The sequence below is a fragment of the Kribbella sp. NPDC051770 genome, assembly GCF_040681455.1.
In the GTDB taxonomy this organism is placed as follows: domain Bacteria; phylum Actinomycetota; class Actinomycetes; order Propionibacteriales; family Kribbellaceae; genus Kribbella.
In genome coordinates this window covers 281171-303502 of the sequence record NZ_JBFAYT010000002.1, presented here as the reverse complement: position 1 = coordinate 303502, position 22332 = coordinate 281171, and the positions used below count along the sequence as shown (strand labels likewise).

18 protein-coding genes are annotated in these 22332 nt (G+C 70.2%); 5 read left to right on the top strand and 13 right to left on the bottom strand.

The window, feature by feature from the left end; translation table 11 throughout:
- Positions 1 to 4 precede the first annotated feature (4 nt).
- From AB0M01_RS08045 to AB0M01_RS08035, 3 genes are all read right to left on the bottom strand, one after another.
- Entirely contained in the window at positions 5 to 970 is a 966-nt protein-coding gene (locus tag AB0M01_RS08045) for a sugar ABC transporter permease (RefSeq protein WP_363666784.1), read from the bottom strand.
- Positions 970 to 2298 carry an ABC transporter substrate-binding protein gene (locus tag AB0M01_RS08040; RefSeq protein WP_363666782.1) on the bottom strand — a complete coding sequence of 443 codons (1329 nt, stop codon included), beginning with the start codon at positions 2296 to 2298 and terminating at the stop codon, positions 970 to 972. The genes AB0M01_RS08045 and AB0M01_RS08040 overlap by 1 nt, the downstream gene beginning before the upstream one ends.
- An 87-nt stretch (positions 2299 to 2385) precedes the next feature.
- Positions 2386 to 3585, bottom strand: coding sequence for an ROK family transcriptional regulator (locus AB0M01_RS08035; RefSeq protein WP_363666780.1), 1200 nt, complete (start codon positions 3583 to 3585; stop codon positions 2386 to 2388).
- 209 nt (positions 3586 to 3794) lie between these two features.
- On the opposite strand from AB0M01_RS08035, the gene AB0M01_RS08030 reads away from it, so the two are divergent.
- Entirely contained in the window at positions 3795 to 5504 is a 1710-nt protein-coding gene (locus AB0M01_RS08030; protein ID WP_363666778.1) for an ABC transporter ATP-binding protein, read from the top strand.
- A 71-nt stretch (positions 5505 to 5575) separates the two neighbouring features.
- On the top strand, positions 5576 to 7267 hold the full coding sequence (locus tag AB0M01_RS08025) for an ABC transporter ATP-binding protein (RefSeq protein WP_363666776.1): 1692 nt from the start codon (positions 5576 to 5578) through the stop codon (positions 7265 to 7267).
- Here AB0M01_RS08025 and AB0M01_RS08020 read toward each other — a convergent pair.
- The 4 genes from AB0M01_RS08020 to AB0M01_RS08005 form a co-directional block, all read right to left on the bottom strand.
- A complete protein-coding gene (locus AB0M01_RS08020) occupies positions 7245 to 7931 on the bottom strand; it encodes a uracil-DNA glycosylase (protein ID WP_363666774.1) in 687 nt (228 codons plus the stop codon). The genes AB0M01_RS08025 and AB0M01_RS08020 overlap by 23 nt on opposite strands.
- 134 nt (positions 7932 to 8065) lie before the next feature.
- Entirely contained in the window at positions 8066 to 8578 is a 513-nt protein-coding gene (locus tag AB0M01_RS08015) for a DUF1990 domain-containing protein (RefSeq protein WP_363666772.1), read from the bottom strand.
- A gap of 18 nt (positions 8579 to 8596) precedes the next feature.
- Positions 8597 to 9610, bottom strand: coding sequence for an LCP family protein (locus AB0M01_RS08010; protein WP_363666770.1), 1014 nt, complete (start codon positions 9608 to 9610; stop codon positions 8597 to 8599).
- 66 nt (positions 9611 to 9676) lie between these two features.
- A complete protein-coding gene (locus AB0M01_RS08005) occupies positions 9677 to 10507 on the bottom strand; it encodes an AraC family transcriptional regulator (protein ID WP_363666768.1) in 831 nt (276 codons plus the stop codon).
- A gap of 72 nt (positions 10508 to 10579) precedes the next feature.
- On the opposite strand from AB0M01_RS08005, the gene AB0M01_RS08000 reads away from it, so the two are divergent.
- Positions 10580 to 11389: a phytanoyl-CoA dioxygenase family protein gene (locus AB0M01_RS08000; RefSeq protein WP_363666766.1), complete on the top strand. Its 810-nt coding sequence runs from the start codon at positions 10580 to 10582 to the stop codon at positions 11387 to 11389.
- 24 nt (positions 11390 to 11413) lie between these two features.
- On the opposite strand, the gene AB0M01_RS07995 is transcribed toward AB0M01_RS08000, so the two are convergent.
- Positions 11414 to 14866 (bottom strand): sugar-binding protein, encoded by a 3453-nt coding sequence (locus AB0M01_RS07995; RefSeq protein ID WP_363666764.1) that lies wholly within the window; start codon positions 14864 to 14866, stop codon positions 11414 to 11416.
- 69 nt (positions 14867 to 14935) lie between these two features.
- Positions 14936 to 16003: a LacI family DNA-binding transcriptional regulator gene (locus AB0M01_RS07990; protein ID WP_363666762.1), complete on the bottom strand. Its 1068-nt coding sequence runs from the start codon at positions 16001 to 16003 to the stop codon at positions 14936 to 14938.
- A 148-nt stretch (positions 16004 to 16151) separates the two neighbouring features.
- Here AB0M01_RS07990 and AB0M01_RS07985 point away from each other — a divergent pair, with 148 nt between their 5' ends.
- Complete coding sequence (locus AB0M01_RS07985; RefSeq protein ID WP_363666760.1) at positions 16152 to 16448, top strand: HU family DNA-binding protein; 297 nt, start codon at positions 16152 to 16154, stop codon at positions 16446 to 16448.
- On the opposite strand, the gene AB0M01_RS07980 is transcribed toward AB0M01_RS07985, so the two are convergent.
- Positions 16438 to 17382, bottom strand: coding sequence for a superoxide dismutase (locus AB0M01_RS07980; protein ID WP_363666758.1), 945 nt, complete (start codon positions 17380 to 17382; stop codon positions 16438 to 16440). The genes AB0M01_RS07985 and AB0M01_RS07980 overlap by 11 nt on opposite strands.
- A gap of 187 nt (positions 17383 to 17569) precedes the next feature.
- Between AB0M01_RS07980 and AB0M01_RS07975 the strand changes: the two genes are divergently transcribed.
- Complete coding sequence (locus AB0M01_RS07975) at positions 17570 to 19525, top strand: M13-type metalloendopeptidase (protein WP_363666756.1); 1956 nt, start codon at positions 17570 to 17572, stop codon at positions 19523 to 19525.
- Here the strand turns inward: AB0M01_RS07975 and AB0M01_RS07970 are convergent, their stop codons facing one another.
- The 3 genes from AB0M01_RS07970 to AB0M01_RS07960 are packed head-to-tail and all read right to left on the bottom strand — an operon-like array spanning position 19526 to position 22223.
- Positions 19526 to 20944, bottom strand: coding sequence for an aminopeptidase P family protein (locus AB0M01_RS07970; protein ID WP_363666754.1), 1419 nt, complete (start codon positions 20942 to 20944; stop codon positions 19526 to 19528). It abuts the gene before it with no gap.
- Positions 20945 to 20963: 19 nt separating this feature from the next.
- The gene (gene panD, locus AB0M01_RS07965; protein ID WP_363666752.1) at positions 20964 to 21386 is read right to left on the bottom strand and encodes an aspartate 1-decarboxylase; all 423 of its coding nucleotides are present in this window, start codon (positions 21384 to 21386) and stop codon (positions 20964 to 20966) included.
- A gap of 48 nt (positions 21387 to 21434) precedes the next feature.
- On the bottom strand, positions 21435 to 22223 hold the full coding sequence (locus AB0M01_RS07960; RefSeq protein ID WP_363666750.1) for a neocarzinostatin apoprotein domain-containing protein: 789 nt from the start codon (positions 22221 to 22223) through the stop codon (positions 21435 to 21437).
- Positions 22224 to 22332 lie beyond the last annotated feature (109 nt).

The window sequence follows — 22332 nt, the reverse complement described above, 5'->3', positions numbered from 1 at the left end:
CCCCTCAGTCGTCCGTGCCCAGGAAACCGCTGCGGCGGCGCATCAGGACGGCGGTGAACACCATCGCGAGCGCGAACAGGACCAGGGCGACCACGCTGGCGCCGCCGGTGTCGAAGCGCTGGAACCCGAGGTTGTAGACCAGCTGCGGCAGCGTCAGCGTCGAGTTCTCCGGGTAGCCCGGCTGGAACTGTTGCCCGGAGCCACCGATCACGCCGCTGGCGACCTTCCCGGCGACCAGTGGCTGGGTGTAGTACTGCATGGTCTGGATGATCCCGGTGACCACCGCGAACAGCACGATCGGCGAGATGTTCGGCAGCGTCACGAAGCGGAACTTCTGCCACGCGCTCGCGCCGTCCAGCGACGCGGCCTCGTACTGGTCCTTCGGTACGTCGAGCAACGACGCCATGAAGATCACCATCAGGTCGCCGATGCCCCACAGCGCCAGCAGCGTCAGCGCCGGCTTCGACCAGGACGGGTCGTTGAACCAGCCGGGCTGCGGGAGCCCGATGCTGCCGAGCACGTTGTTCACCGGGCCTGTGCCGGGGTTGAGCAGGAACGCGAACGCCATCGTCGCGGCCACCGGCGGGGCCAGGTAGGGCAGGTAGAAGAAGGTCCGGAACAGCCCGGCGCCGGTCTTCACCTTGGTGATCAGCATCCCGATGCCGAGCCCGAACAGGACCCGCAGGCTGACCATCACGATCACCAGCCACAGCGTGTTGCGCAGGGCCGGCCAGAAGAACGGGTAGTCGCTGAAGACGTAGGACCAGTTCTTCAGCCCGGTGAAGGTCGGCGGCGTGAACCCGTCGTACTTCATGAAGCTGAAGTAGACCGTCGAGACCAGAGGGTAGAGGAAGAAGACGCTGACGCCGATCAGCCAGGGGGACAGGAAGGCGAGGATCCGGAGCCGGTCCCGGCGCTGCTTACTGCGCAGGCCGGGACTCGACGGGATCGCGCTGGAGACGGTTGTCATCACTTGGCCTGCGCGAGGTCCTTGTCGATCTGCTGGTCGGTCTTCGCCAGGCCGCCGGCCAGATCGGTCTGCTTGCCGGCCTCGAAGGCGAAGCCGAAGTCCTGCAGGGTGAGCTGGTACGCGCCACCGTTCGGGCTGGCCGGGGTGGTGCTGCTCTTCGGGTGCTGGGCGATCTCCAGGAACACCTTGAAGTTGTCGTCGGCCTGCAGCTTCGGCGACTTCAGCGCCTCCAGCGTGGACGGCACGTTGTGGATCGCGTTGGCGAAGTTCACCACGGCGTCGGTGTCGGTGGTCATGAACTTGACCAGCTCCCAGGCCGCGTTCTGCTTCTGGCTGGTGCTCGCGATCCCGATGATGGTGCCGGACAGGTAGCCCTTGCCGTAGGTGTCGGCCTGGTCGTCGGGGACCGGGAAGGGCGCGACGCCGATCTCGAACTTGGTGCCGGCCTCCTTGGCCATCCCGAGCCGCCACTCGCCGTCGATCGCCATCGCGACCTGGCCGGTGTGGAACGGGTTCTTGGCGCCGAACTCGTCACCGAAGGTGGCCCGGTACTTCTCCAGCTTGGCGAAACCGCCGAGCTCGGCGACCAGGTTCTTCTGCCAGGTGAGCATCTTGCCGAAGGCCGGGTCGGCGGCCAGGTTCGACTTGCCGTCGGCGGTGAAGTACGTCGGGTTCCACTGCGCGGCGAAGTGCGTGGTGGTCGACTCGTAGCCGTGGAAGTTGGGCATGAAGCCGAGCTGGCTGAAGCTGTCGCCCTTGGCCTTGGTCAGCTTCTTGGCCGCGGCGTCGAACTCCGACAGCGTCTTCGGCGGGGCCGCGATCCCGGCCGCCTTGAACGCGTCCTTGTTGTAGTACAGGCCGTACGCGTCGTTGAGCAGCGGCAGCGTGCACCGCGTGCCCTCGAACTGGGTGTAGTCCTGCAGCGCCTTCGGGAAGGTCTTGTCCAGGTCGATCGACGACTTCTCCAGGAACGGCTTCAGGTCCGCGAACACCTTGGACTGGCAGAAGGTGCCGACGTTGTCGGTGGTGAACGACGAGACCACGTCCGGCGAGTTCGGGCCGCCGGCCCGCAGCGCCTGCTTGATCTTGTCGTCGTTGATGTTGCCGACGACCTTGACCTTGATGTTCGGGTGCGCGGCCTCGAAGGCCTTCACGTTGGCGTCGATCGCGGCCGCCTCGCTGGGCGCGGACCAGCCGTGCCAGAAGGTGATCGTGGTCTCCTGCGTGGCGTCGTCTCCTGCCTGCGGCGCGGTCGACGTGCCGGTGCAGGCGGTGGCGAGCAGCGCGACCGCGGCGGCGGCGAGTGCCACCTTGTGGACTCGGGACATGACGTGTTCTCCCTGGTTCGGCGCGTACGGATCCACCGGAGCAGGCGCTCGCCTGTCCGTTGGAAGGTGGTGGGTGGTGCTGGTGGTCTAGTCGGTGCCGCCCCCGCTCGTCGGGCCGGCAGTGTCGAAGACTTCGTCGCGGGTGATGGTCAGGGCGGACTGCAGGGCCCCGGACAGCACAGGGTCGTTCGGTACGGCGGTCATCAGCAGCCGCGGCCGGGGGACGGCCAGCTCGGCCAGCTCCTCCTGGATCAGGCCGCGCAGGCGCTCCCCGCCGGCGGTGATCACGCCGCCGGCCAGGACGATCAGTTCGGGGTCGACGACCGCCACGACGGCGGCCAGACCGACCGCGAGGCGGTGGGCGAACTCGGCCAGGACGGTGTCACCGGCGCCCGGGGTGTCCAGGGCGGCGGCGATCGCGGCTTCCGGCGTACGGGCTTTGAGGCCGTGCGAGCGGGCCAGGGCCAGGACCGGTTCGCCACCGGCCAGCTCCTGGAAGCCACCGGCGTTGTTGCGGCCGACGTTGCGGACCAGCGGCGTACCGGGCAGCGGCAGGAAGGCGACCTCGCCCGCGCCGCCGGTCGCGCCGCGGACCAGCCGGCCGCCGATCACGATCGCGGCGCCGATGCCTTCCTCGCCCCAGAGCAGCACGAAGTTGTCGCTGTCCGCGGCGTGGCCGACGCGCTGCTCGGCGACGGCGGCCAGGTTCACGTCGTTCTCGACATCGAGCGGTACGGCGATGGCGGCGGCCAGCTCCTCGAGCAGGTGCGGCGCGTGCCAGCCCGGCAGGTGCATCGCGTAGCGCAGCCGGCCGGTCGTCGGGTCGAAACCGCCCGGCGTACCGATCGAGACGCGGTGCAGGCGGTCCTTGGTCAGCCCGGCCTCGCCGAGCGCGCCCTCGACGGCCTTCACGACCCGCTCGACGGTGCCCTTGGCGCTGCGGCCGGGGGTTGGCAGCTCGTAGCGGCCGACGACGTTGCCGGTCAGGTCGGCGACCGCCGAGCGGATCCGGGTCGGCGTGACGTCCAGGCCGGCGACGTACGCGATGCCGCCGTTGATCTCGTACAGCTGCGCGTTCGGGCCGGGCCGGCCGGCGCTGGTGCCGCTCGGGCGGACCAGGCCGACGTTCTCCAGGCGGGACAGCAGCTGGGAGGCGGTCGGCTTGGAGAGGCCGGTCAGGTTGCCGAGGGTCGTCCGGGACAGCGGTCCCTGGGCGAGCAGCAGGTCGAGAGCGGCGCGGTCGTTCATCGCGCGGAGCAGCCGGGGAGTGCCGGGTGTACTGGCCATGAGCTAACCCTGCCCTCCTTCGGCCGTCTGATGCGGGTGCCGTGCCGATTCCCGCCAACTGTTAGGAAAGTTTCCTATTACCGCGAGACCGTACGGGGCCTCGCGGGCGGTGTCAATCGATCGGCGGATCTCGTGCCGGAACCGTTCCCGGCGGGCGGAGGTTAGGGTGGGCTTACCTGTCTAGTCCGTCCTGTGGGGAGAGTCTGTTCGTGACGTACCAAGTGGGGGAGACGGTGACTGGCGGCCAGGTGCTGCGCCGCGCCGTCGGCCGGCACCGCAAGCGGCTCGCGCTGGGGGTGTTCTGGCTGTCGCTGCACCAGGCGACCGAGGCGGCGGTGCCGGTGACGATCGGGATCTTCGTCGACAAGGCGGTGTCCACCGGGCGGCTGGAGCCGCTGCTGTGGTGCCTGCTGATGATGGCGGGGCTGTTCGCCGTACTGTCGACGGCTTGGAAGACCGGCGCCCGGCAGGGGGTGCGGTCCGCGGAGTACGAGATGCATCAGTTGCGGCTGGAGGTCGCGCAGCGGGTGCTGGACCCGCGGGGGCACCGGACGGGGATGCGGGCGGGTGAGCTGCTGTCGATCGCCACGTCGGATGCGGAGAAGGCCGCGCTGATCATGCGGGCGCTGGCGATCGGTACGGCGGCTACTACGGCGCTGGTGGTGTCGTCGGTGGTGCTGCTGCTGATCGACGTGCCGCTGGGGCTTGGTGTGCTGGTCGGGGTACCGCTGCTGGTGGTGGGGATCCAGACGCTGTCGCCGCTGCTGACTCGGCGGACCTCTACTCAGCAGGAGTCGGTGGCGGACACCACTGCGCTGGCGACTGACCTGGTGAGCGGGCTGCGGGCGTTGCGGGGGATCGGTGCGCAGCACAACGCGGCTGAGCGGTACCGGCGGTCGTCGCAGGAGACGCTGCGGGCGACGCTGAAGGCTGCATCGACCAATGGGCTGCAGGACGGGGTGACTACTGCTGCCAGTGGGTTGCTGCTGGCGGCTGTTGCCGGCGTGGCTGGGTGGTTCGCGTTGAACGGGCGGATCTCGATCGGTGAGCTGATCACTGTTGTCGGGTTGGCGCAGTTCGTTGCTGAGCCGGTGGGGACGTTGGGGTACGTCAGCCAGGTGCTGGCGATGGCGCGGGCCTCTGCTGCGCGGCTGGCGTCGGTGCTGGGGTCGCCGCCGTTGATGGTGACGGGTGCTGTTGAGTCGGTGGCTGTTGACGGGCCGCTGCTGGAGCTGGACGCGGTGGGGCACAAGACGCTGTCCGGGGTGTCGCTGGCTGTTGGGCGGGGTGAGCTCGTTGGAGTGCTCTGCTACGACCCGCGGGACGCGGACGCCCTGCTGGCGGTCGTTTCCGGGCGGGCGCCGGAGCACAGCGGGTCGGTTGCTGTTGGTGGGCAGGTGATGGAGGAGCTGGACATCGACTTGCTGCGGCGGTCGGTACTGGTGGAGCAGCACGACACCGACTTGTTTGAGGGGACGTTGCGGAGCAACCTGTTGGCTGGGTCGGCTGCTGATGATGCTGCGTTGCGCAGGGTCGTCGGCGCTGCCGCGGCGACGGATGTGATCGAGGCGCATGCCGACGGGCTGGACCATCCGCTGTCTGATCGGGGGCGGACGCTCTCTGGTGGTCAGCGGCAGCGGCTGGGTCTTGCGCGGGCGTTGCTCGCCTCGCCGCCGTTGCTGGTGCTGCACGATCCCAGTACGGCGGTGGATGCGGTGACGGAGGAGGTGCTGGCGGAGGGGCTGGCTGAGGTGCGTGGGGTTGCTTCTCTGGGGACGCTGGTGCTGACGAGCAGCCCGGCGCTGCTGGGGAAGATGCATCGGGTGGTGGTGCTGTCCGAGGGCGCGGTTGTTGCCTCAGGCACGCATGCGGAACTGGCCGCCGAGGATGCTGCGTACGCCGAGGCGGTGCTGCGATGAGTGAGCCTGAGCTGCTTCCGATCGCTGGACCCCGAGCGACATGGTCGGTTCTCTGGCGTGAGATTCGGCAGTTGCCGGGGACCTCTCTGGTTGCTGCCGTCGTGATCACCGTGGCCAGTGCTGCTGGGCTGGTCGCGCCTTGGGCGCTTGGTGTGTTGGTGGACGACATCGCCTCGGGTGCCGACCAGTCGGCCGTCGTACGGGTGGTGCTGCTGATCGCTGGTGGAGCGCTGCTGTCCGGCGGGCTGACGGCGGTCGGCGTGACGCTGGTGGCGCGGGTCGGGGAGACCGTGCTGGCGCGGCTGCGGGAGAAGGTGCTCGACCGGGTGCTGCAGCTGCCGGCGCCGGTGCTCGACAAGGTGCGGACCGGGGATCTCCTGTCCCGCGTGGGTGACGACGTCTCGTCCGTGGCTGCGGCGCTGACCGAGATCGGGCCGATTCTGCTCTCCGCCTCGCTGACGATCGTGCTGACGGCGGCCGGGCTGTTCGCGCTCGACTGGCGACTCGGTGTCGCGGGGCCGCTGTCGGTGCCGATGTACCTGTGGGCGCTGCGCTGGTACCTGCCGCGCTCCGCGCCTTTCTACGCCCGCGAGCGCGCTGCGCTCGGCGAGCGCTCGGAGGCGATCATCACCTCGCTGCGCGGCAGTGCGACCGTGCGCGCGTACCGGCTCGAGGACACGCAGCTGGAGCGCATCCGCGACCGCTCGGCCGTCGCCCGTGATCTCTCGCTGAACGTCTTCAAGCTGTTCAGCTTCTTCTCGTCGCGGATCAACCACGCCGAGTTCGTCGGGCTGACCGCGATCCTGACCGCCGGCTTCTTCCTGGTGCGCGGCGATCTGGTGACGGTCGGTGCGGTGACGGCGGCTGCGTTGTACTTCCACCGGCTGTTCAACCCGATCGGCGCGCTGCTGATGGAGTTCGACGCCGTGCAGACCGCTGCGGCCGGGTTGGCGCGGCTGGCCGGGGTCGTGGAGATTCCGACGGTTGCTGAGCCGCCTGGTGGTCGGGAGCCGGCTGACGCGACGCTGGAGCTGGTAGACGTCCAGCACTCGTACGACGGGCCGCTGGTGGTCGACGGCGCGTCGCTGAAGCTGCTGCCGGGGGAGCGGGTCGCACTGGTCGGTGCCAGTGGAGCAGGGAAGACGACGCTGGCCGCTGTGGCCGCTGGGGTTCTGGTGCCTACCGCTGGTGTGGTGCGGATTGGCGGTGTGGACATCCGGGAGCTCGGCGAGGCCCGGACGCGTTCGTACGTCGCCCTGCTCAGCCAGGAGGTGCACGTGTTCTCCGGCGCGCTGGTGGACGACGTGCGGCTGGCTCGGGCTGATGCGACTGTCGAGGAGGTAGAGGCCGCGCTGGAGCGCGTTGGCGCGCTGGCGTGGGTCAGGGCGTTGCCGGACGGGCTGGACACCCAGGTGGGTGAGAACGGCGAGCAGTTGACCGGTGCGCAGGCGCAGCAGGTTGCGCTGGCTCGACTGGTGCTTGCTGACCCGGCGGTCGCCGTACTGGACGAGGCGACGGCCGAGGCGGGCTCAGCTGGTGCGCGGGAGCTGGAGCGAGCCAGTGCGGCAGCGACCGAGGGGCGTACGACGCTGGTCGTTGCGCACCGGCTGACACAGGCAGAGCAGGCGGACCGGATCGTGGTGATGGACCAGGGCCGCCTGGTCGAGTCGGGCACGCATGCCGAGCTGCTGGCGTCCGGTGGACGCTATGCGCAGCTCTGGCACAGCTGGACGGGTACCGCTACGGAAGACGCCAGTCGATAGCCGAACCGCCCTGCTGCTCGAGCAGGGCGTTCACCCGGCTGAACGGCTTCGACCCGAAGAACCCCCGGTCGGCCGACATCGGGCTCGGGTGCGCGCTCTCGACGTACGGCGTACTGCCGAGCATCGGCTTGAGTGTCTGCGCGTCGCGCCCCCACAGGATCGCGACCAGCGGGCCCCCACGCTTCACCAGCGAGTGGATCGCCTGCTCGGTGACGGCCTCCCACCCCTTCCCGCGGTGCGACCCCGGCTTCCCCGGCTGCACGGTGAGCACCCTGTTGAGCATCAGGACACCCTGGTCGGCCCACGGCGTCAGGTCACCGTTCGACGGCTTGTCGACGCCGACGTCGGCCATCAGCTCCTTGTAGATGTTCACCAGACTCCGCGGCACCGGCCGCACGTCCGGCGCCACCGAGAAACTCAACCCCACCGGATGCCCCGGCGTCGGGTACGGATCCTGCCCGACCACCAGCACCCGCACGTCCGCGAGCGGCCGCTGGAACGCCCGCAGCACGTTCTCCCCGGCCGGCAGATAAGGCCGCCCCGCAGCGATCTCCTGCCGCAGGAACTCCCCCATCCGCGCCACGGTGTCCCCCACCGGCTGCAACGCCTCGGCCCAGTCGGCCGCCATCAGTTCATCCAACGGTTTGCTCACCTGCGACAGCATCCCAGCACGCACCGTCACGTGCACGCCGGGGGCAGGAGTCCGCCGGATGTTGGCGTGTCGGTTCCCCGGAGGTTTGGGATGGTCCGGTAGAACTGTCGGCGGCCCCGCGAAGGTATGAGCTCGCGGGGCCTTTGCTATGCGACCAGGTGCTGGACGGCTTTGGTGTAGCGGCGGGCGAAGATCTGCTGGGTGGTGCGGGACAGCGGGCCGGCCAGTTTGGTGTACCAGGTGGCGGGGTGGCTGTAGGAGCGGAGGGTGAACCAGACGCCGTCGGGCTCCTGCGTCACCAGGAAGGACTCCTCGCCGGACTCGGGGTGGCCGGGGAGGGTGCCGTAGGCGAAGCCGGTCTGGGTTTCGTCGGCGACGGTCCAGACGACGCGGCAGGGGATCGGGATCGGGCCGAGGCGGCCCAGGCAGTTGGTGCCGATGGTGGCGGGGGTGTCGGTGGCCCAGATGCGGATGCCGGCGGCGCGGTGCATCTGCCAGGTGGTGACGACGTCGCCGGCGCGTTCGAAGAGTTTGGTGCCCTCGCCGATCCGGGTGCGCAGGTCGAGGCGGTGGTAGCCGTCGGGGGTCTGGTCGAAACGGGTCGACCCGACCGCGTCGTACGAGAAGCGCAACGCGGCCAGGTCGTCCAGGGTCATCATGATCGTCAGGTGCCCGGGTCAGCTGCTCTTCAAGCCTGCGGTCTGACCGGCCTTCAACGCCTTCACGAGCGCCTTCACCTTCGCGTCGTCGAGCAGGACGACGCTCTGGCCGTTGCGGCGGGCGTTCGGGTTCTTCACCGGCATGGTGAGCGAGACGCCGTCACCGCCGCCGGCGACCTTGCGCATCGCGAGCGCGAACTTGGCCAGGTCGAACGGGCCCATCTGCTCGTCGACGGTGAGCGCGTCGGCGCTCGAGGTGCCGATCCGGTAGTACCGGACGGGGTTCACGAAGGTCTGCCAGGACACCGCCTTGTCGGCGACCAGGCCGATCACCTCGCGCTGGCGGTTGGCCCGGCCGAGGTCGCCGAGCTTGTCGACGTAGCGGGACCGCACGTAGCCGAGCGCCTTGGGGCCGTCCAGGTCCTGGCAGCCCTTCGGGAGGTTGATGTGCGCCTTCTGGTCCTTCATCGGCTTGTCCAGGCAGACGTTGACGCCGCCGACGCTGTCGATGATCGAGGCGAACCCGCCGAAGCCGATCTCGACGTAGTGGTCGATCCGCAGGCCGGTGTAGTTCTCCAGCGTCTGCACCAGCAGCTTGGGGTTCCCGTTGCCGAAGGCGGCGTTGATCTTCTCGTTGCCCTTGCCGGGGACCTCGACCCAGCTGTCCCGCGGGACGCTGATCAGCGCCGGCGGTCCGGAGTCGGGGACGTGCAGCAGGATGATCGTGTCGGTCCGGCTGCCGCCGACGGTGCCGGTGCCGAGCTTCTTCTTCTCCTCGGCGCTCAGTCCCTCGCGGCTGTCCGAGCCGACCATCAGGTACGTCGTACCGGGCCCCTCGGCGGCGCGCTTGCCGGTCGGGAACGCGTCGACCTTGTCGATCCGGCTCCACGCGTAGAGCGGGACGACGATCAGGGTCAGCACGAACAGCAGGATGACCAGGCCGATCAGGCGTCCGAGCAGGCTGCGCCGCTTCTTCGGGCGGACGGGCTTGCGGCCGACCAGGCGGGGGTCGATGGGCTGCGGTTGACTCATGGCACGACCGTATCCGTCCGCGCGGTGTTCACACCTCACCCCAGCGAACGGTTTGGCCCAAGACTTTCAGACCGCGCCAGGCTCGGGCCTCCGCCGAAAGGAGGAATTCGCGACCTGGATCGAACCAATCCGCCGGAACGTGCGCGGCGGTTGCCCGGTCCGGGCCGCGAACAGCCTGCTGAAGTACGCCGGGTCGTCGTACCCGACCTCGCGCGCGACGGTCGCGACCGGGAGATCGGTCTCGGCCAGCAGCGCCTTCGCGGCGTTCAGCCGCGTGGTCAGGATCACCTCCTGCGGCGTGGTTCCGGTCGATAGCCGGACGGCGTCGCGCAGCTCGGGCACGGTCAGGCCGAGCTCGGCGGCGTACTCCGCGATGGACAGCGGGCGGGTCGCGAGCGCGCGGAGGCGGGCGACGAGGTCGCCGGCGGGCGGGTCGGCGAGGCCGGTGAGCTCGTAGAGGGCGGCGATCAGGTTGACGTCGGGGCCGCCGGTGCGCGCGGTGCGGAGGAGCTTGGTGAAGGTGCGGTCGACGGGGCGCGGGTCGGCGTACCGGCGTACGGGGTGCGCGGGGTCGAGATGGCCGAGCTCGACGAGCGCGTCGGCCGCGGGGCCGCCGAAGAGGACCCAGGACTGCTGCCAGGTGGTGCTCGGCCGGTACGCGTGCAGTACGCCGGGGAAGAGCCAGAGCAGCGCCGGGGCGGTGATCTCGTGGAGCCGGCGGTCGGAGCCGTGCAGGAGGTGGCCGCGACCGCGGCGGACCAGGACGGCGGCGTGGCAGCCGAGGGCGCGTTCGGGGGACGGACGGGCGGGGTTCTCCTGCTCGCCGGCGCCGAGGCAGAAGAGTCCAAGTCGGCGCTGGACGTCGTTGGGCGTCAGGTAGATCGACCAGTCGGTCATACGGACAAGAGTCCAAGAAGACGATGCGAAGTGTCCATTCCGCCAACCGCCGCGAGCAGGTCAACTGAAGGGGTGCTGACTTCCAACGGGTACGAACTGGACGAGCGGCGGCTGGGACGACTGGTCCCGGTGCCGGAGAACGAGCGCGCGGATCGTGAGGCGCTGCGAGCGCGGTTGTGGCGGGACGGCTATCTCTTCCTGAGTGGACTGCTCACGCCTGAGGTGAGTGACGACTTTCGGAAGTACTACTTCGCCCGGACCAAAGTGGCCGATGGTGAGGGCCGGCCGCAGAGCGTCGAGCGGGAGCAGCTCCGTGAGGTTCTGTTCAAAGAGGTCGTGCCAGGCCCGGAGTACGACGCGTTCTGCCGCCAGGAAGCGATCCGGGGCTGGTTCGCGTGGTTCTTCGGCGCGGAGGTCTTCCTGCACCGCCGCAAGATCATCCGCCACACCGCCCCCGGCGAGAACGGCATCGGCACCGCCACGCAGGCCCACTACGACCTCGTCTACCTGCGCGAAGGCACCGACCAGGTCCTCTCCGCATGGATCCCGCTCGGCGACTGCCCGGTCGAGCGCGGCGGGCTGACGTACCTCGAGGGCAGCCATCACCGCGTCCTGCGCGAGGAGGCCGAAGGGCGCCTCAAGCGCCCGGCCGCGTCGATCACCGCCGACCTGCCCGCGCTCGCGGAGGAGTACGACGCCCGCTGGCTGGTCGCCGACTACCGGGCCGGCGACGTGATGATCCACACCGCGCACACCGTGCACGCGGCCCTCGACAACGTCGACGACCGGGTCCGGCTGTCCACCGACATCCGCTACCAGCCCGCCGAGCTGCCCGTCGACCAGCGCTGGCAGGCCCACTGGCACGACCGGGACGGCCTCTGAGCGAGAGGCCGTCCCGGCCGCGGGTCACACGGTGTGCCGCAGGGTGATCGTCACGTGCCGGGTCCCGGCCGGCAGCGTGACCTTGCCGCCGCCCTGATCGACCGAGGCGCCCCGCACCGACACCTTCGCGACGTTGTCCCGCAGCCCGGGCAGCTCGATGCTGTAGCCCTTGACCGCGCGCACGTCACCGGTCAGCTGGATCGACACCTCGCGACCGGTGCTGGTCATCCGGTAGCCGATGCGGCCTCCGGCGACCGGGTACCGGTCGAGTGCGATCTTCTGGTGCGCCCGCACCCACTCGTTCGGCACCCCGCGCCCGAGGATCACGGTGCCGTCGGCCTTCTCCGCGATCAGCGAGTCGAACAGCACCTTGGTCGCCGTCGACTGGCCCCACATGTGCTGGTTGGAGCCGCCGCCCCCGCGGGCGTGCTCGATGTCCCACGGCGAGCTCGGGCTCGGGTAGTCGACACCCTCCCACCAGCCGAACGGGCCGCTCATCGTCTTGTCGATCATGTACTGGTACGCCTTGATGCCGAGGTCGCGGTACTGCTCACCGCGCAGCGCGGCGCTGCCGTACCCGGCGTTGTAGGCGCTGGAGTAGTACCCGTGCGGGTAGCCGCCGAAGTTGTAGATCGAGTCGGACACGTCCTGCCGGCGCTCGAAGCCGTGCGTGTAGGTGTCGTCGATCTTGCCGAACATCGTCCCGGTCTGCTCGGCGCCGAACAGGTACCCGTCCCAGGCCCAGCGGCCGAACAGGAACATCGAGGCCCAGTTCGCGTCCCGCGGGTCCTTGCGCGGTCCGGTCTCGTTCGGTTCGACCATCGAGATCGGCAGGTAGTCCAGGTCGTACTGCCGCATGGTCTGCTCGATCCGGGCGGTGGCGACGCGCAGCAGGTCGTCGTACTCGGCCTTGGCCCAGTTCGCCTCGGCGGTCTCGCCGAGCGCGGTCGCGAGGTACCGGTACGTCGTGAGGCCGGCCAGCGCGGACCAGTTGTCGATCGTCCAGTAGCCGAGCGAGTCGATCGCGACGGTCTGCTTGATGATCCCGGTGCCGCCGTCGATCCGGTCGGTCTCGATCGTGTGCGTGTTCTTCCTGATCGTCTCGAACTGCTGCCGGACGAACGTCTTGTCGCCGGTGCGCTGCAGGTAGAGCGCGTACGGCCAGCTGTACTTCCACTTGGCGTCGTCGTACTGGAGCTGCGCGGGCAGCGTCGCGAGGTAGTCGCGCGCGTAGGTGAAGTCGCCGATCGTCAGCAGGTTGGCGACGATGCCGATCGTGTCGTGGTCGAACATCTCGTCGTAGCCGTTCTCGCCGACGTGCAGCTCCTTCCTGCCGTCGATGTCGTCGCGGATGATCAGCGTGTAGATGTAGCCGGCCTTGTACGCGTTGACGAGGCGCTGGTCGGGCAGCTCGGTGATGTTCGCGATCGCGGACAGCCGGGTGTTCCAGTACTTGCGCATGTGCGCGTAGTGCTGGTCGTACCCACCGAACCGGCGCAGCTGCGTGCTGGTCGGCCAGTCGTAGCTGCCGCCGAAGCGGTCGGCGGCGACCGCGTAGTCGCGGACCACGGTCCGGCCTGCGCCGATCGTCGTCACGGTCGGTTCCGCCGCCGCGTTCAGCGGGGTGAGCAGGGTCGAGACCCGCGGCAGACGGGCCACTGACTTGGTCGTGTTGGTGACCGTCATCCGTGAGTAGGCGATCTCGAACCGGTTGCCATCAGCAACGACCAGGTCGGCGAAGTTCTGCACCCGGAAGCGCAGTCCGTCCTTGCTGTACTCGCTGACGAAGGCCGGCAGGTACCCCTCGGCGTTGGTCCACTTGATCTTGCCCGGGATGTTCGGTACGCCGAAGGTGATCATCGCGTCGTTGCGGCTGCGCAGCCGGTAGCTGCCGTCGATGAACGCGATCGGCGCGTTCAGGTCGCCCTCCCAGCCGAACGAGGACGTCAGCCCCGGGTTGGTGACGCTGGTGTACTCCGCGGCCGCCGCGGAGGCGACCGCGTCGTCGTACGCGGCGCGAAGCAGGAGGTACGACAGCCGCAGCTCGTCGCGCGAGGCCGAGGTGTTCGCGAGCGTGGCCTTGGCCGCGGCGACCTCGGCGGTGAGCTGCCGCAGCGCGGAGTCGCTCGCGTTGGACGTGTCGGCGGCCGCGATGCGGTCGAGCAGCGCCGTGGTCTGCGCGCGGTACCCGGCGCCCGAAGCGTCGGCGAGGGTGACGGCCGCGAGCGTCACGTTGCCGGACTCGTGGGTCTTGCGGTCGAGCTGTGCGCTGACCCGCGCCGAGTCGCCGGCCTCGAGCGTCAGCTCGAACAGCCGCGTGACGGACGCGCCGCCGGCGACGAGGTCGGAGCTGGTGAACGAGGGCTCGGCAGCGCCGTTCAGGTGGACCGTCACCGTGGCCGAGGCCTGCCAGACGCCGGACACCAGCCGGATCGTGCGCGGGTTCGGAGCCGCGGGGACGGTGAGGTCGTAGCCGTAGGCATCGGTCAGGTCGACGTTCAGCAGGTCCGGGTTGGTGCCGTCGGCGAAGAAGATGCCGCCGTGCCGGGTCGCGGGCTGGGTCGTGCTCGGGGTGCCGTCGGTCCACGAGTAGCTGACCGGGTTGTCGGTCTGGGTACCGATCGCCGCACCGGTCTGCCGGTTCGCGACCGCGAGGCGCGCGGTCGTGTCCGGTACGCCGGCCCGGCGGTTGATCGTCGGTCCGTCCAGGTGCAGCCAGTCGGCCGGGCCGTCGGCGGTCAGGTCGAGCGCGGCCGGGGCGGCCGTGGAGGTGAAGCTCCGGCCTGACCCGATCGGCGCGAGGGTCGCGGCGGACAGCGAAAGGTTCCCGTTCGCGGTCAGCTTCTCGGTGAACCTGGTCGTGATGACGACGCCTTCACCAGGGCGGATCGTCACCGTGTAGCGCTTGGCCGTGGCCCGGTCGGTCGCACCGATCGAGGCCGTGTACGGCGTACCGGCGCCGCCGGCCGCGGCGACCGTCACTGTGCCGCGGGCCTGCCAGATGCCGCCGACGACGACGAGCCGGCGCGCGGACGCGGCGGCGGGGACGGTGATCCGGTAGCCGGCGTCGTGACCGGTGGTCGGGCCGACCGTCGTGTCGTCGTAGTGGAAGACGCCGCCGGTGGTGACGCCCGGGGTCGACGCGGTGGTGGTGCCGTCGGACCAGCGGAAGGTCAGCGGGCTGTCGCCGAGTGTCGTCCGGGCGGCGGCCGGGTTGAGGTCGTCGACGGTGATGGACGGTGGCACGGCCGCCTTGCGCTCGACACCGTCGCCGGTGACGTGCACCCAGTCCAGGGTGCCGTCGGCGGTCAGGTCGGCCCGGCCGGCGGTGGCGGTGCCGCTCGGCAGGGTCTCGGTGGTCACGACGAACGGATCGGCGGGCGCTGCCGCGGCTGGTGCCGCAGGCAACGAAATGGCAGCCGGCAGCAGCAGCGCTCCGGCAGCGACCGCCGCGAGCAGGCGGGGTCCAGGCCTCATCTTGTGTCCCTTCGCAAGGGTGTTCCGGTGGACGGGCGGTTCACCGGGCCAGGGCGGGCCCGGCCGGTACTAGGGGGCGCCGGGGCCCGGCAGGCTGGAGCCGCGGACGATCAGCTCGGGCTGCAGCAACAGGTGCCGTGGGGTACGCGGGTCGCCCGCGATCAGGTTCTCGACGGACTCGATGAGCTGCCGCCCGACCAGGTCGATCGGCTGCCGCAGCGTCGTCAGCCCGGGGCTGACCAGCGCGGCGGTGGGCGAGTCGTCGAAGCCGGTGACCGCCACGTCGGCGCCCGGGCGCAGCCCGCGCTCGTGCAGCGCGCGCAGTACGCCCAGAGCCAGCGTGTCGGACGCGCAGACGAAGGCCGTGGCGGGCCGCGTCGCGTCGAGCATCCGGTGCGTGGCCTGGCGGCCGTCCTCGAGCGTGTCCGGCACCGCCACCTCGAGATCGGTGTCCAGCCCGCGCTCGGTGCACGCCTCGAACCATCCGGCCCGGCGCTCCTGGCCGATCTCGGACTCGACCGGCCAGCCCAGGTGACCGATCCGCCGGTGCCCCTGAGCGGCGACGTGCTCGGTCGCGGCCCGGGTCCCCGCGCGGCCGTCGACATCGACCCAGGCGGTCTCGTCGTCGCCGTCCCAGGACCGGCCGAAGGTCGCGAACGGCACGCCCCAGGACCGCAGCGCCGCGACCCGGTCGTCGTTGCGGTGCGTCTCGGCCAGCACGAACGCGTCGACCGAGACCTTGGTCAGCAGGTTCCGGTACGCCTTGATCTCCTCGGCCAGGCTGTCGCCCTCGGCGTGGCACAGGATCAGGTGGTAGCCGGCCGCGACGGCGGCCGCGTTCAGCGCGTACAGGAACTCGTCCATCAGCAGCGACGCCTTGTCCGGCCGCGACGGGCGGACCTTGAACGCGATCAGGTGCGAGCTGCGGTTGCGCAGCGCCCGCGCGGACAGGTTCGGCTCGTAGCCGAGCTCGGCGACGGTCGCGAGGATGCGCTCGAGGGTGGCCGGTGCCAGCCGGGCGGGGTTGTTCAGCGCGTTGGAGACCGACTGGGCCGAGACACCGGCCCGGCGCGCGACCTGGCTGAGCGTCACGTGACCGTGCGGCACCGGGCCCCGGCCGGGCTGCTCGGAACTCATCGGCGCCTCCGTGGGGATATTAACGTTAAACATCCCGCACGCTAGTGGCGGTCGCTGACCCGGTCAAGACGCTGAGGGCAGACTTTTAACGCTAGAAACTGACCGGCGCTCTTGCTAACGACAATCATTTCTAGTTAAAGTCCCGGTCGTGAACCGAAACGAGTTGGTGGCCGGGGTGGCGGCGAAGGCGGGGATCCCGCGGAACCAGGCCGAGAAGGTCCTCGACGCGCTGGGCGACGTCGTGACCGAGGCCGTGCACAAGGGCGACAAGGTCTCGCTGACCGGGCTGCTCAGCATCGAGCGGGTGATGCGCGCGCCGCGGACCGGCCGCAACCCGCAGACCGGCGAACCGCTGTCGATCCCGGCCGGCTACTCGGTCCGGCTGTCGTGCGGCAGCCGGCTGAAGGCTGCCGCACGCGGCGACCTGCGCACGATCACCGGTTGACGGCGGTCACCCAGTACGGCGTCTCCGGCGTCGGCGGGGTGCTGAAGCGGGCGTTCGGCAGGTAGATCCGGTGGCCGAAGAAGGCCGCCGTGGTCGGGACGTCGAAGTCGGTGCTGGTGATCTCGCGGATCAGCCGGCCGCGGGTGCCGGAGCCGTTCAGGTCGAGCACGGCGATCTTGTTCAGCCGGTTCTGGACGACGTACAGGGTGTCGCCGGAGCGGAGCAGGCCGTCGCCGGCCGTCATCAGCGTCGCGCCCAGGTCGATCCGGCGGGTCACGCCGGTCTTCGGGTCGACCCGGAACAGGAACCCGGTCCCGGACTGGACGATGATCAGCCCGCGCCGGTCCGGGGTGAGCTCGATGCCGTTGGCGTTCAGGTTCACGGTGTCGTGCACGTAGTCACCGCTGAGCGGGATCGTCTTCGCCGGACCGAGCTTGCCGTGCCGCCCGAACGGGACCTTGTAGAGCACCGGCTGCCGCGAGTCGGTGAAGTACGCCGCGTCGCGGCCGAGGATCACGTCGTTGACGAACGTCGGCGTCGCGGTGGTGAACGTGTAGCTCGCGAGCACCTTGCCGGTCCGGGTGTCGATCACCCGGCCGTTGCCGCCGCTCGCTCCGGCGACGAACAGCCGGCCGCGGTCGTCGACCTTCATCCCGAGCGACGCGGTGCCCGGGCCCTGGCTGATCACCCGGCCCCGGCCGGTGCGCAGGTCGGCCGCGTAGATGTCGCCGTCGACGCGGGAGCCGAAGTACGCCCGGCCGCGGTCGATCGCGATGCCCTCGGGCTGGAAGCCGTCCGGCAGGTCGAAGTGCTTCGGGTACGCCGCGTGGCGGGTGCCGGCGGGCGTGGCGGTCGCCGTACCGGCGGTGGTGAGCAGCAGGGTGGAGATGGTGGCCGCGGCGACGAACGCGCGACGGGACAGCGAGCCGGACATGAGCTGGATGACCTCCTGGTCGATGGCGGTGGTCCGGTCGGCTCAGTTCGCCCCCGAAAAGCCGACGACGTGCTCTTGACCGTAGACAACGGATCAGGGGACGCAAGGGTTCAAAGCCAGCGGGTAATGTCGCAGTCATCAGGGTCGCCGGAGCTGGGTCCGCGGGCCGCGCACGCAGGGGAGTTCGATGACCTCAGGGATCGACATCTCGGAGCTGTCCGGATCCGTCCGGCCGCAGGACGATCTGTACCTGTACGCCAACGGCCCGTGGCTGGACGCGCACGAGATCCCGGCCGACAAGGCCATCTACGGCGCCTTCCACGCGCTGGCCGACAGCGCCGAGCAGAGCGTCCGCGAGCTGGTCGAGCAGACCCGCACGGCCGGTCACCCGGCCGGCAGCGAGGCGCGCAAGATCGCCGACCTGTACGGCAGCTTCCTGGACGAGGACACCATCGAGCAGCTCGGCGCGACCCCGATCGCCGACCAGCTCGCGCTGGCCGCCGGGGTCCAGGACCGGGCCGGCCTGATCGCCGCGCTCGGCACGCTGGAGCTGCAGGGCGTCGGCGGCGTCTTCCGGTACGGCGTCGACATCGACGCCAAGCAGTCGGACCAGTACGTCGTCTACGTCATCCAGGGCGGAATCAGCCTGCCCGACGAGTCGTACTACCGCGAGGACTCGTTCGCCGAGCAGCGGACGGCGTACGTCGCGCACGTGGCGCGGATGCTCGGCCTGGCCGGGATCGCCGACGCCGAGGCCGCCGCCGAGCGGGTGCTCGCGCTGGAGACCCGGCTCGCCGCCGGGCACTGGGACCGGGTGAAGACCCGCGACGTCACCGCGACGTACAACAAGGTCAGCCGGGCCGAGCTCGAGGCGCTGACGCCGGGCTTCGACTGGTCGGCGTGGATGACGGCGGCCGGCGTACCGGACGACGCGTTCGCGACGCTGGTCGTGCAGCAGCCGGACTACCTGACTGCCGCCGCGGAGGCGCTGCAGGAGATCGACCTGGAGCACTGGAAGGAGTGGCTGAGCTGGCGGATCGTGCACGCCGCGGCGCCGCTGCTCAGCTCCGCGTTCGTCAAGGAGAACTTCGAGTTCTACGGCCGCACGCTGACCGGTGCACCCGAGCTGCGCGAGCGCTGGAAGCGCGGGCTCGGCGTCGTCGAGTCCGCGCTCGGCGAGGCCGTCGCGCAGCTGTACGTCGCGGAGTACTTCCCGCCGGCCGCGAAGGCCCGGATGGTCGACCTGGTCGCCAACCTGGTCGAGGCGTACCGGCAGCGGATCGAGGCGCTGGACTGGATGGGCCCGGAGACCCGGAAGCGGGCGCTGGACAAGCTCGGCCGGTTCACGCCCAAGATCGGGTACCCGGACAAGTGGCGCGACTACAGCGCGCTGGAGATCGTCGCGGGCGACCTGGTCGGCAACGTCCGGCGCTCGGTCGCCGTCGAGACCGCCCGCGACCTCGGCAAGCTCGGGACACCGGTCGACCGCGACGAGTGGCACATGACGCCGCAGACCGTGAACGCCTACTACAACCCGCGGGCCAACGAGATCGTCTTCCCGGCCGCGATCCTGCGCCCGCCGTTCTTCGGGCTGGACTCCGACGACGCGCTGAACTACGGCGCGATCGGCGCCGTGATCGGGCACGAGATCGGCCACGGCTTCGACGACCAGGGCTCCAAGTACGACGGCGACGGCAACATCAGCGACTGGTGGACCGACGACGACCGGGCCGCGTTCGAGCTCCGCGCCAACGCGCTGGTCGCGCAGTACGACGTGCTCGCGCCGGCCGGCGGCGACAACCAGACCGTGAACGGCAAGCTCACCCTGGGCGAGAACATCGGCGACCTGGGCGGGCTGTCGATCGCCTACACGGCGTACGAGATCTCGCTGAACGGCGCGGAGCCGCCGGTGGTCGACGGGCTGACCGGGGCCGAGCGCTTCTTCCTGGCCTGGGGCAAGGCGTGGTCGACCAAGACGCGGCCGGCCGAGGTGGTCCGGCGGCTGGCGATCGACCCGCACTCGCCGCCGGAGTTCCGCTGCAACGCGGTGGTGCGGAACATCGACGCGTTCCACACCACCTTCGGCACGGCCCCCGGCGACGCCATGTGGCTGCCGCCGGAGGACCGGGTCAGGATCTGGTAGTCAGCGCATCCAGCTCTGCAACGCCTCGACCTCGCGCGGCATCGCGGCCGACAGGTTCTCGGTGCCGTCCTCGGTGATCAGGATGTCGTCCTCGATCCGGATCCCGATGCCGCGCAGGTCCTCGGGCACCGTCAGGTCCTCGGCCTGGAAGTACAGGCCGGGCTCGACGGTCAGCACGTAACCGGTCTTCAGGTCGCCGCGGTACTGCTCGGTGCGGGCCGCGGCGCAGTCGTGCACGTCGAGGCCGAGCATGTGGCTGACGCCGTGCAGCGTGTAGCGCTGGTGCAGCGTGGTCTCCAGCGCCTCCTCGGCGCTGACCGGCAGCAGCTCCATCGCCGACAGGCCGTTCACCAGGACCTCGATCGCCGCCTTGTGACCGGAGGCGAACGGGACACCCGGCTTGAGCGCCGCGATCCCGGCGTTCTGCGCGTCCAGGACCAGCTGGTACAGCTCGCGCTGGCGCGGGGTGAACTCGCCGTTCACCGGCAGCGTGCGGGTGATGTCCGCGGTGTACAGGCTGCGGTTCTCCACGCCCATGTCGAGCAGCATCAGGGTGCCGTCGTTGACCGGGCCGTCGTTCTCGATCCAGTGCAGCGTGGTCGCGTGCGGGCCGGCCGCGGCGATCGACGTGTAGCCGACCTCGTTGCCCTCCGCGCGGGCCCGGCGCCAGAAGGTGCCCTCGATCCAGCGTTCGCCGTACTTGCGGACCTGCTCCATCTCGGCCAGTACGTCGGAGAAGCCGCGGTGCGTGATCGCGACCGCGTCCCGCAGCTGCTCGATCTCGAACGGGTCCTTGACCAGCCGCAGCTCCGACAGCGTCGCGGCCAGCTCGTGGTCGCGGTCCGCGTCGACCTTCGCGCCGCTCAGCACGGCGGCCAGCGAGCCGTCCTCGCCCCGGCGTACGCGGGTCGGGACGTCGCCCTTCAGGGCGTTCGCGAGCTCGTCGACGTGCCGGGTCTCCAGGCCGAACTCCTTGGCGGTCTCGGTCAGCGACGGGCGGCGGCCGGCCCACAGCTCGCCGTACATCCGGTCCCGCCAGAACTCCTCGCCCTGGCTGCGCTCGGAGCGCGGGCGGAAGTACAGCACCGAGTCGTGACCGCTGCCGTTCGGCTCCAGCACCAGGACCGCGTCGGAGGTCTGGTCGCCGGCCAGCCAGACGTAGTCGGTGTGCGGGCGGAAGACGAAGTCGGTGTCGTTCGAGCGGACCTTGAACGTCCCGGCCGGGATCACCAGGCGCTCGCCCGGGAACGCCTGCGACAGCGCCGCCCGGCGCTTCTCGGTCCAGGCCGCGACGTCGCGCAGGCTGGCGTCGGTGCGCTCGATGTCACCCCAGCCGGAGTTCATGAACGTGCGCAGCTTGTCCTGCGGCTCGCTGTCGTGGGTCGCGGTCTTGGGGGCCTGCTCCGTCGTCTCGGTCATCGTCGACCTTGTCCTCGTCTCAACGCTGGGTGTACAGGTGGTCACCGCGGAGCGTGCCGCTGTCGGGCAGCGCCTCGGCGGGGTCGGAACCGACGCGGGTGATCGCGTTCCGCCCGTCCACGAAGACTACGCTCGGCACGAACCCCTTGGCCTCGGCGTCCTCGAACTGCCCGTACGCGATCAGGATCACCAGGTCACCCGGGTGGATCAGGTGCGCGGCCGCACCGTTGATCCCGACCACGCCGGAGTCCCGCGGGCCCTCGATCAGGTACGTCGAGAGCCGGTTCCCGTTGGTGATGTCGACGATGTCGACCTTCTCGCCCGGCAGCAGGTTCGCCGCGTCCATCAGCGTCGCATCCAGCGTGCAGGACCCGACGTAGTCCAGGTCCGCCTGGGTGACGGTGGCCCGGTGCACCTTCGACTTCATCATCTCGCGCAGCATGCGCGCCATGATCCAGGCCGGGTCCCGGCCTGTCAGTGGCTGCCGTCACTAGGGCGCGAAGGTGAGCGGGGTCTTCATGTCGCCGTACGGCGCGTAGCCGAAGCTGTCGTCGGGCTGGCCGTTCCTCTTCAGCACGGTGATGCTCAGCCCACAGCTTCCGAGGATGTCCGGCTCCGCACAGTCGGTCCCGTCGTCGAGGAACCGATTCACCCTGTACATGGTCGCGTACCGCCCGTCCGCGTGCACCCGCGTCGTCACCGCCGCCCGCGCGCCGTAGCAGCCGGTCTCCTGAATGATGTCGAAGCAGGCCTGTTCGACGATCCGCACCTGCCGGCCTTCGGCGCCGTACGCCGTACCGCTCACCGTCACCCAGCGCTGCGCCGGGAGGTTGCTGGACGGCGAGGCGCTGATCGTCGCCGGCGCCCCCTTGAACCTGAGCGCCCCCGAGTCGAGCACGACCCGGCTCCCGTCCGGCGCATCGCCCACGGCGTACAGGTGGCAGGTGTCAGCCCGGCAGTACACAACGGCCGGCGCCCCGAACTCCATCCGCCGAAACACCGGATCCCCGAGCGTCACCCACTTGCCGACCCTCCCACTCTGGCTCGCTGTCGCCGTGGCCAGATCCGGGCAGTCCCCGTCGATCGAGTCCACGAACACATCACACTGCACGATCCGCACCTCGGAGCCCGGCGCGAACCCACGGGCGTTCACCCGCACCTGATCCCCACCCGAAAGCCCACCCGTCCGGCTCACCTGAATGTCAGGCGTGTGCGCCGATGCCACCCCCGGCACCAGCAACGCCCCAAGCACAACAGAAACAGCAGCAAGAAGTCGCATCAGTGGTTCCCCCCACGGAAGTCAACGGACCCACCCCAGGGCCCAAAGACTGTATTACCCGCGTATGCACTGAAGTGGAAGGCTTCAGCGATCGAACGACGAGAGCGCT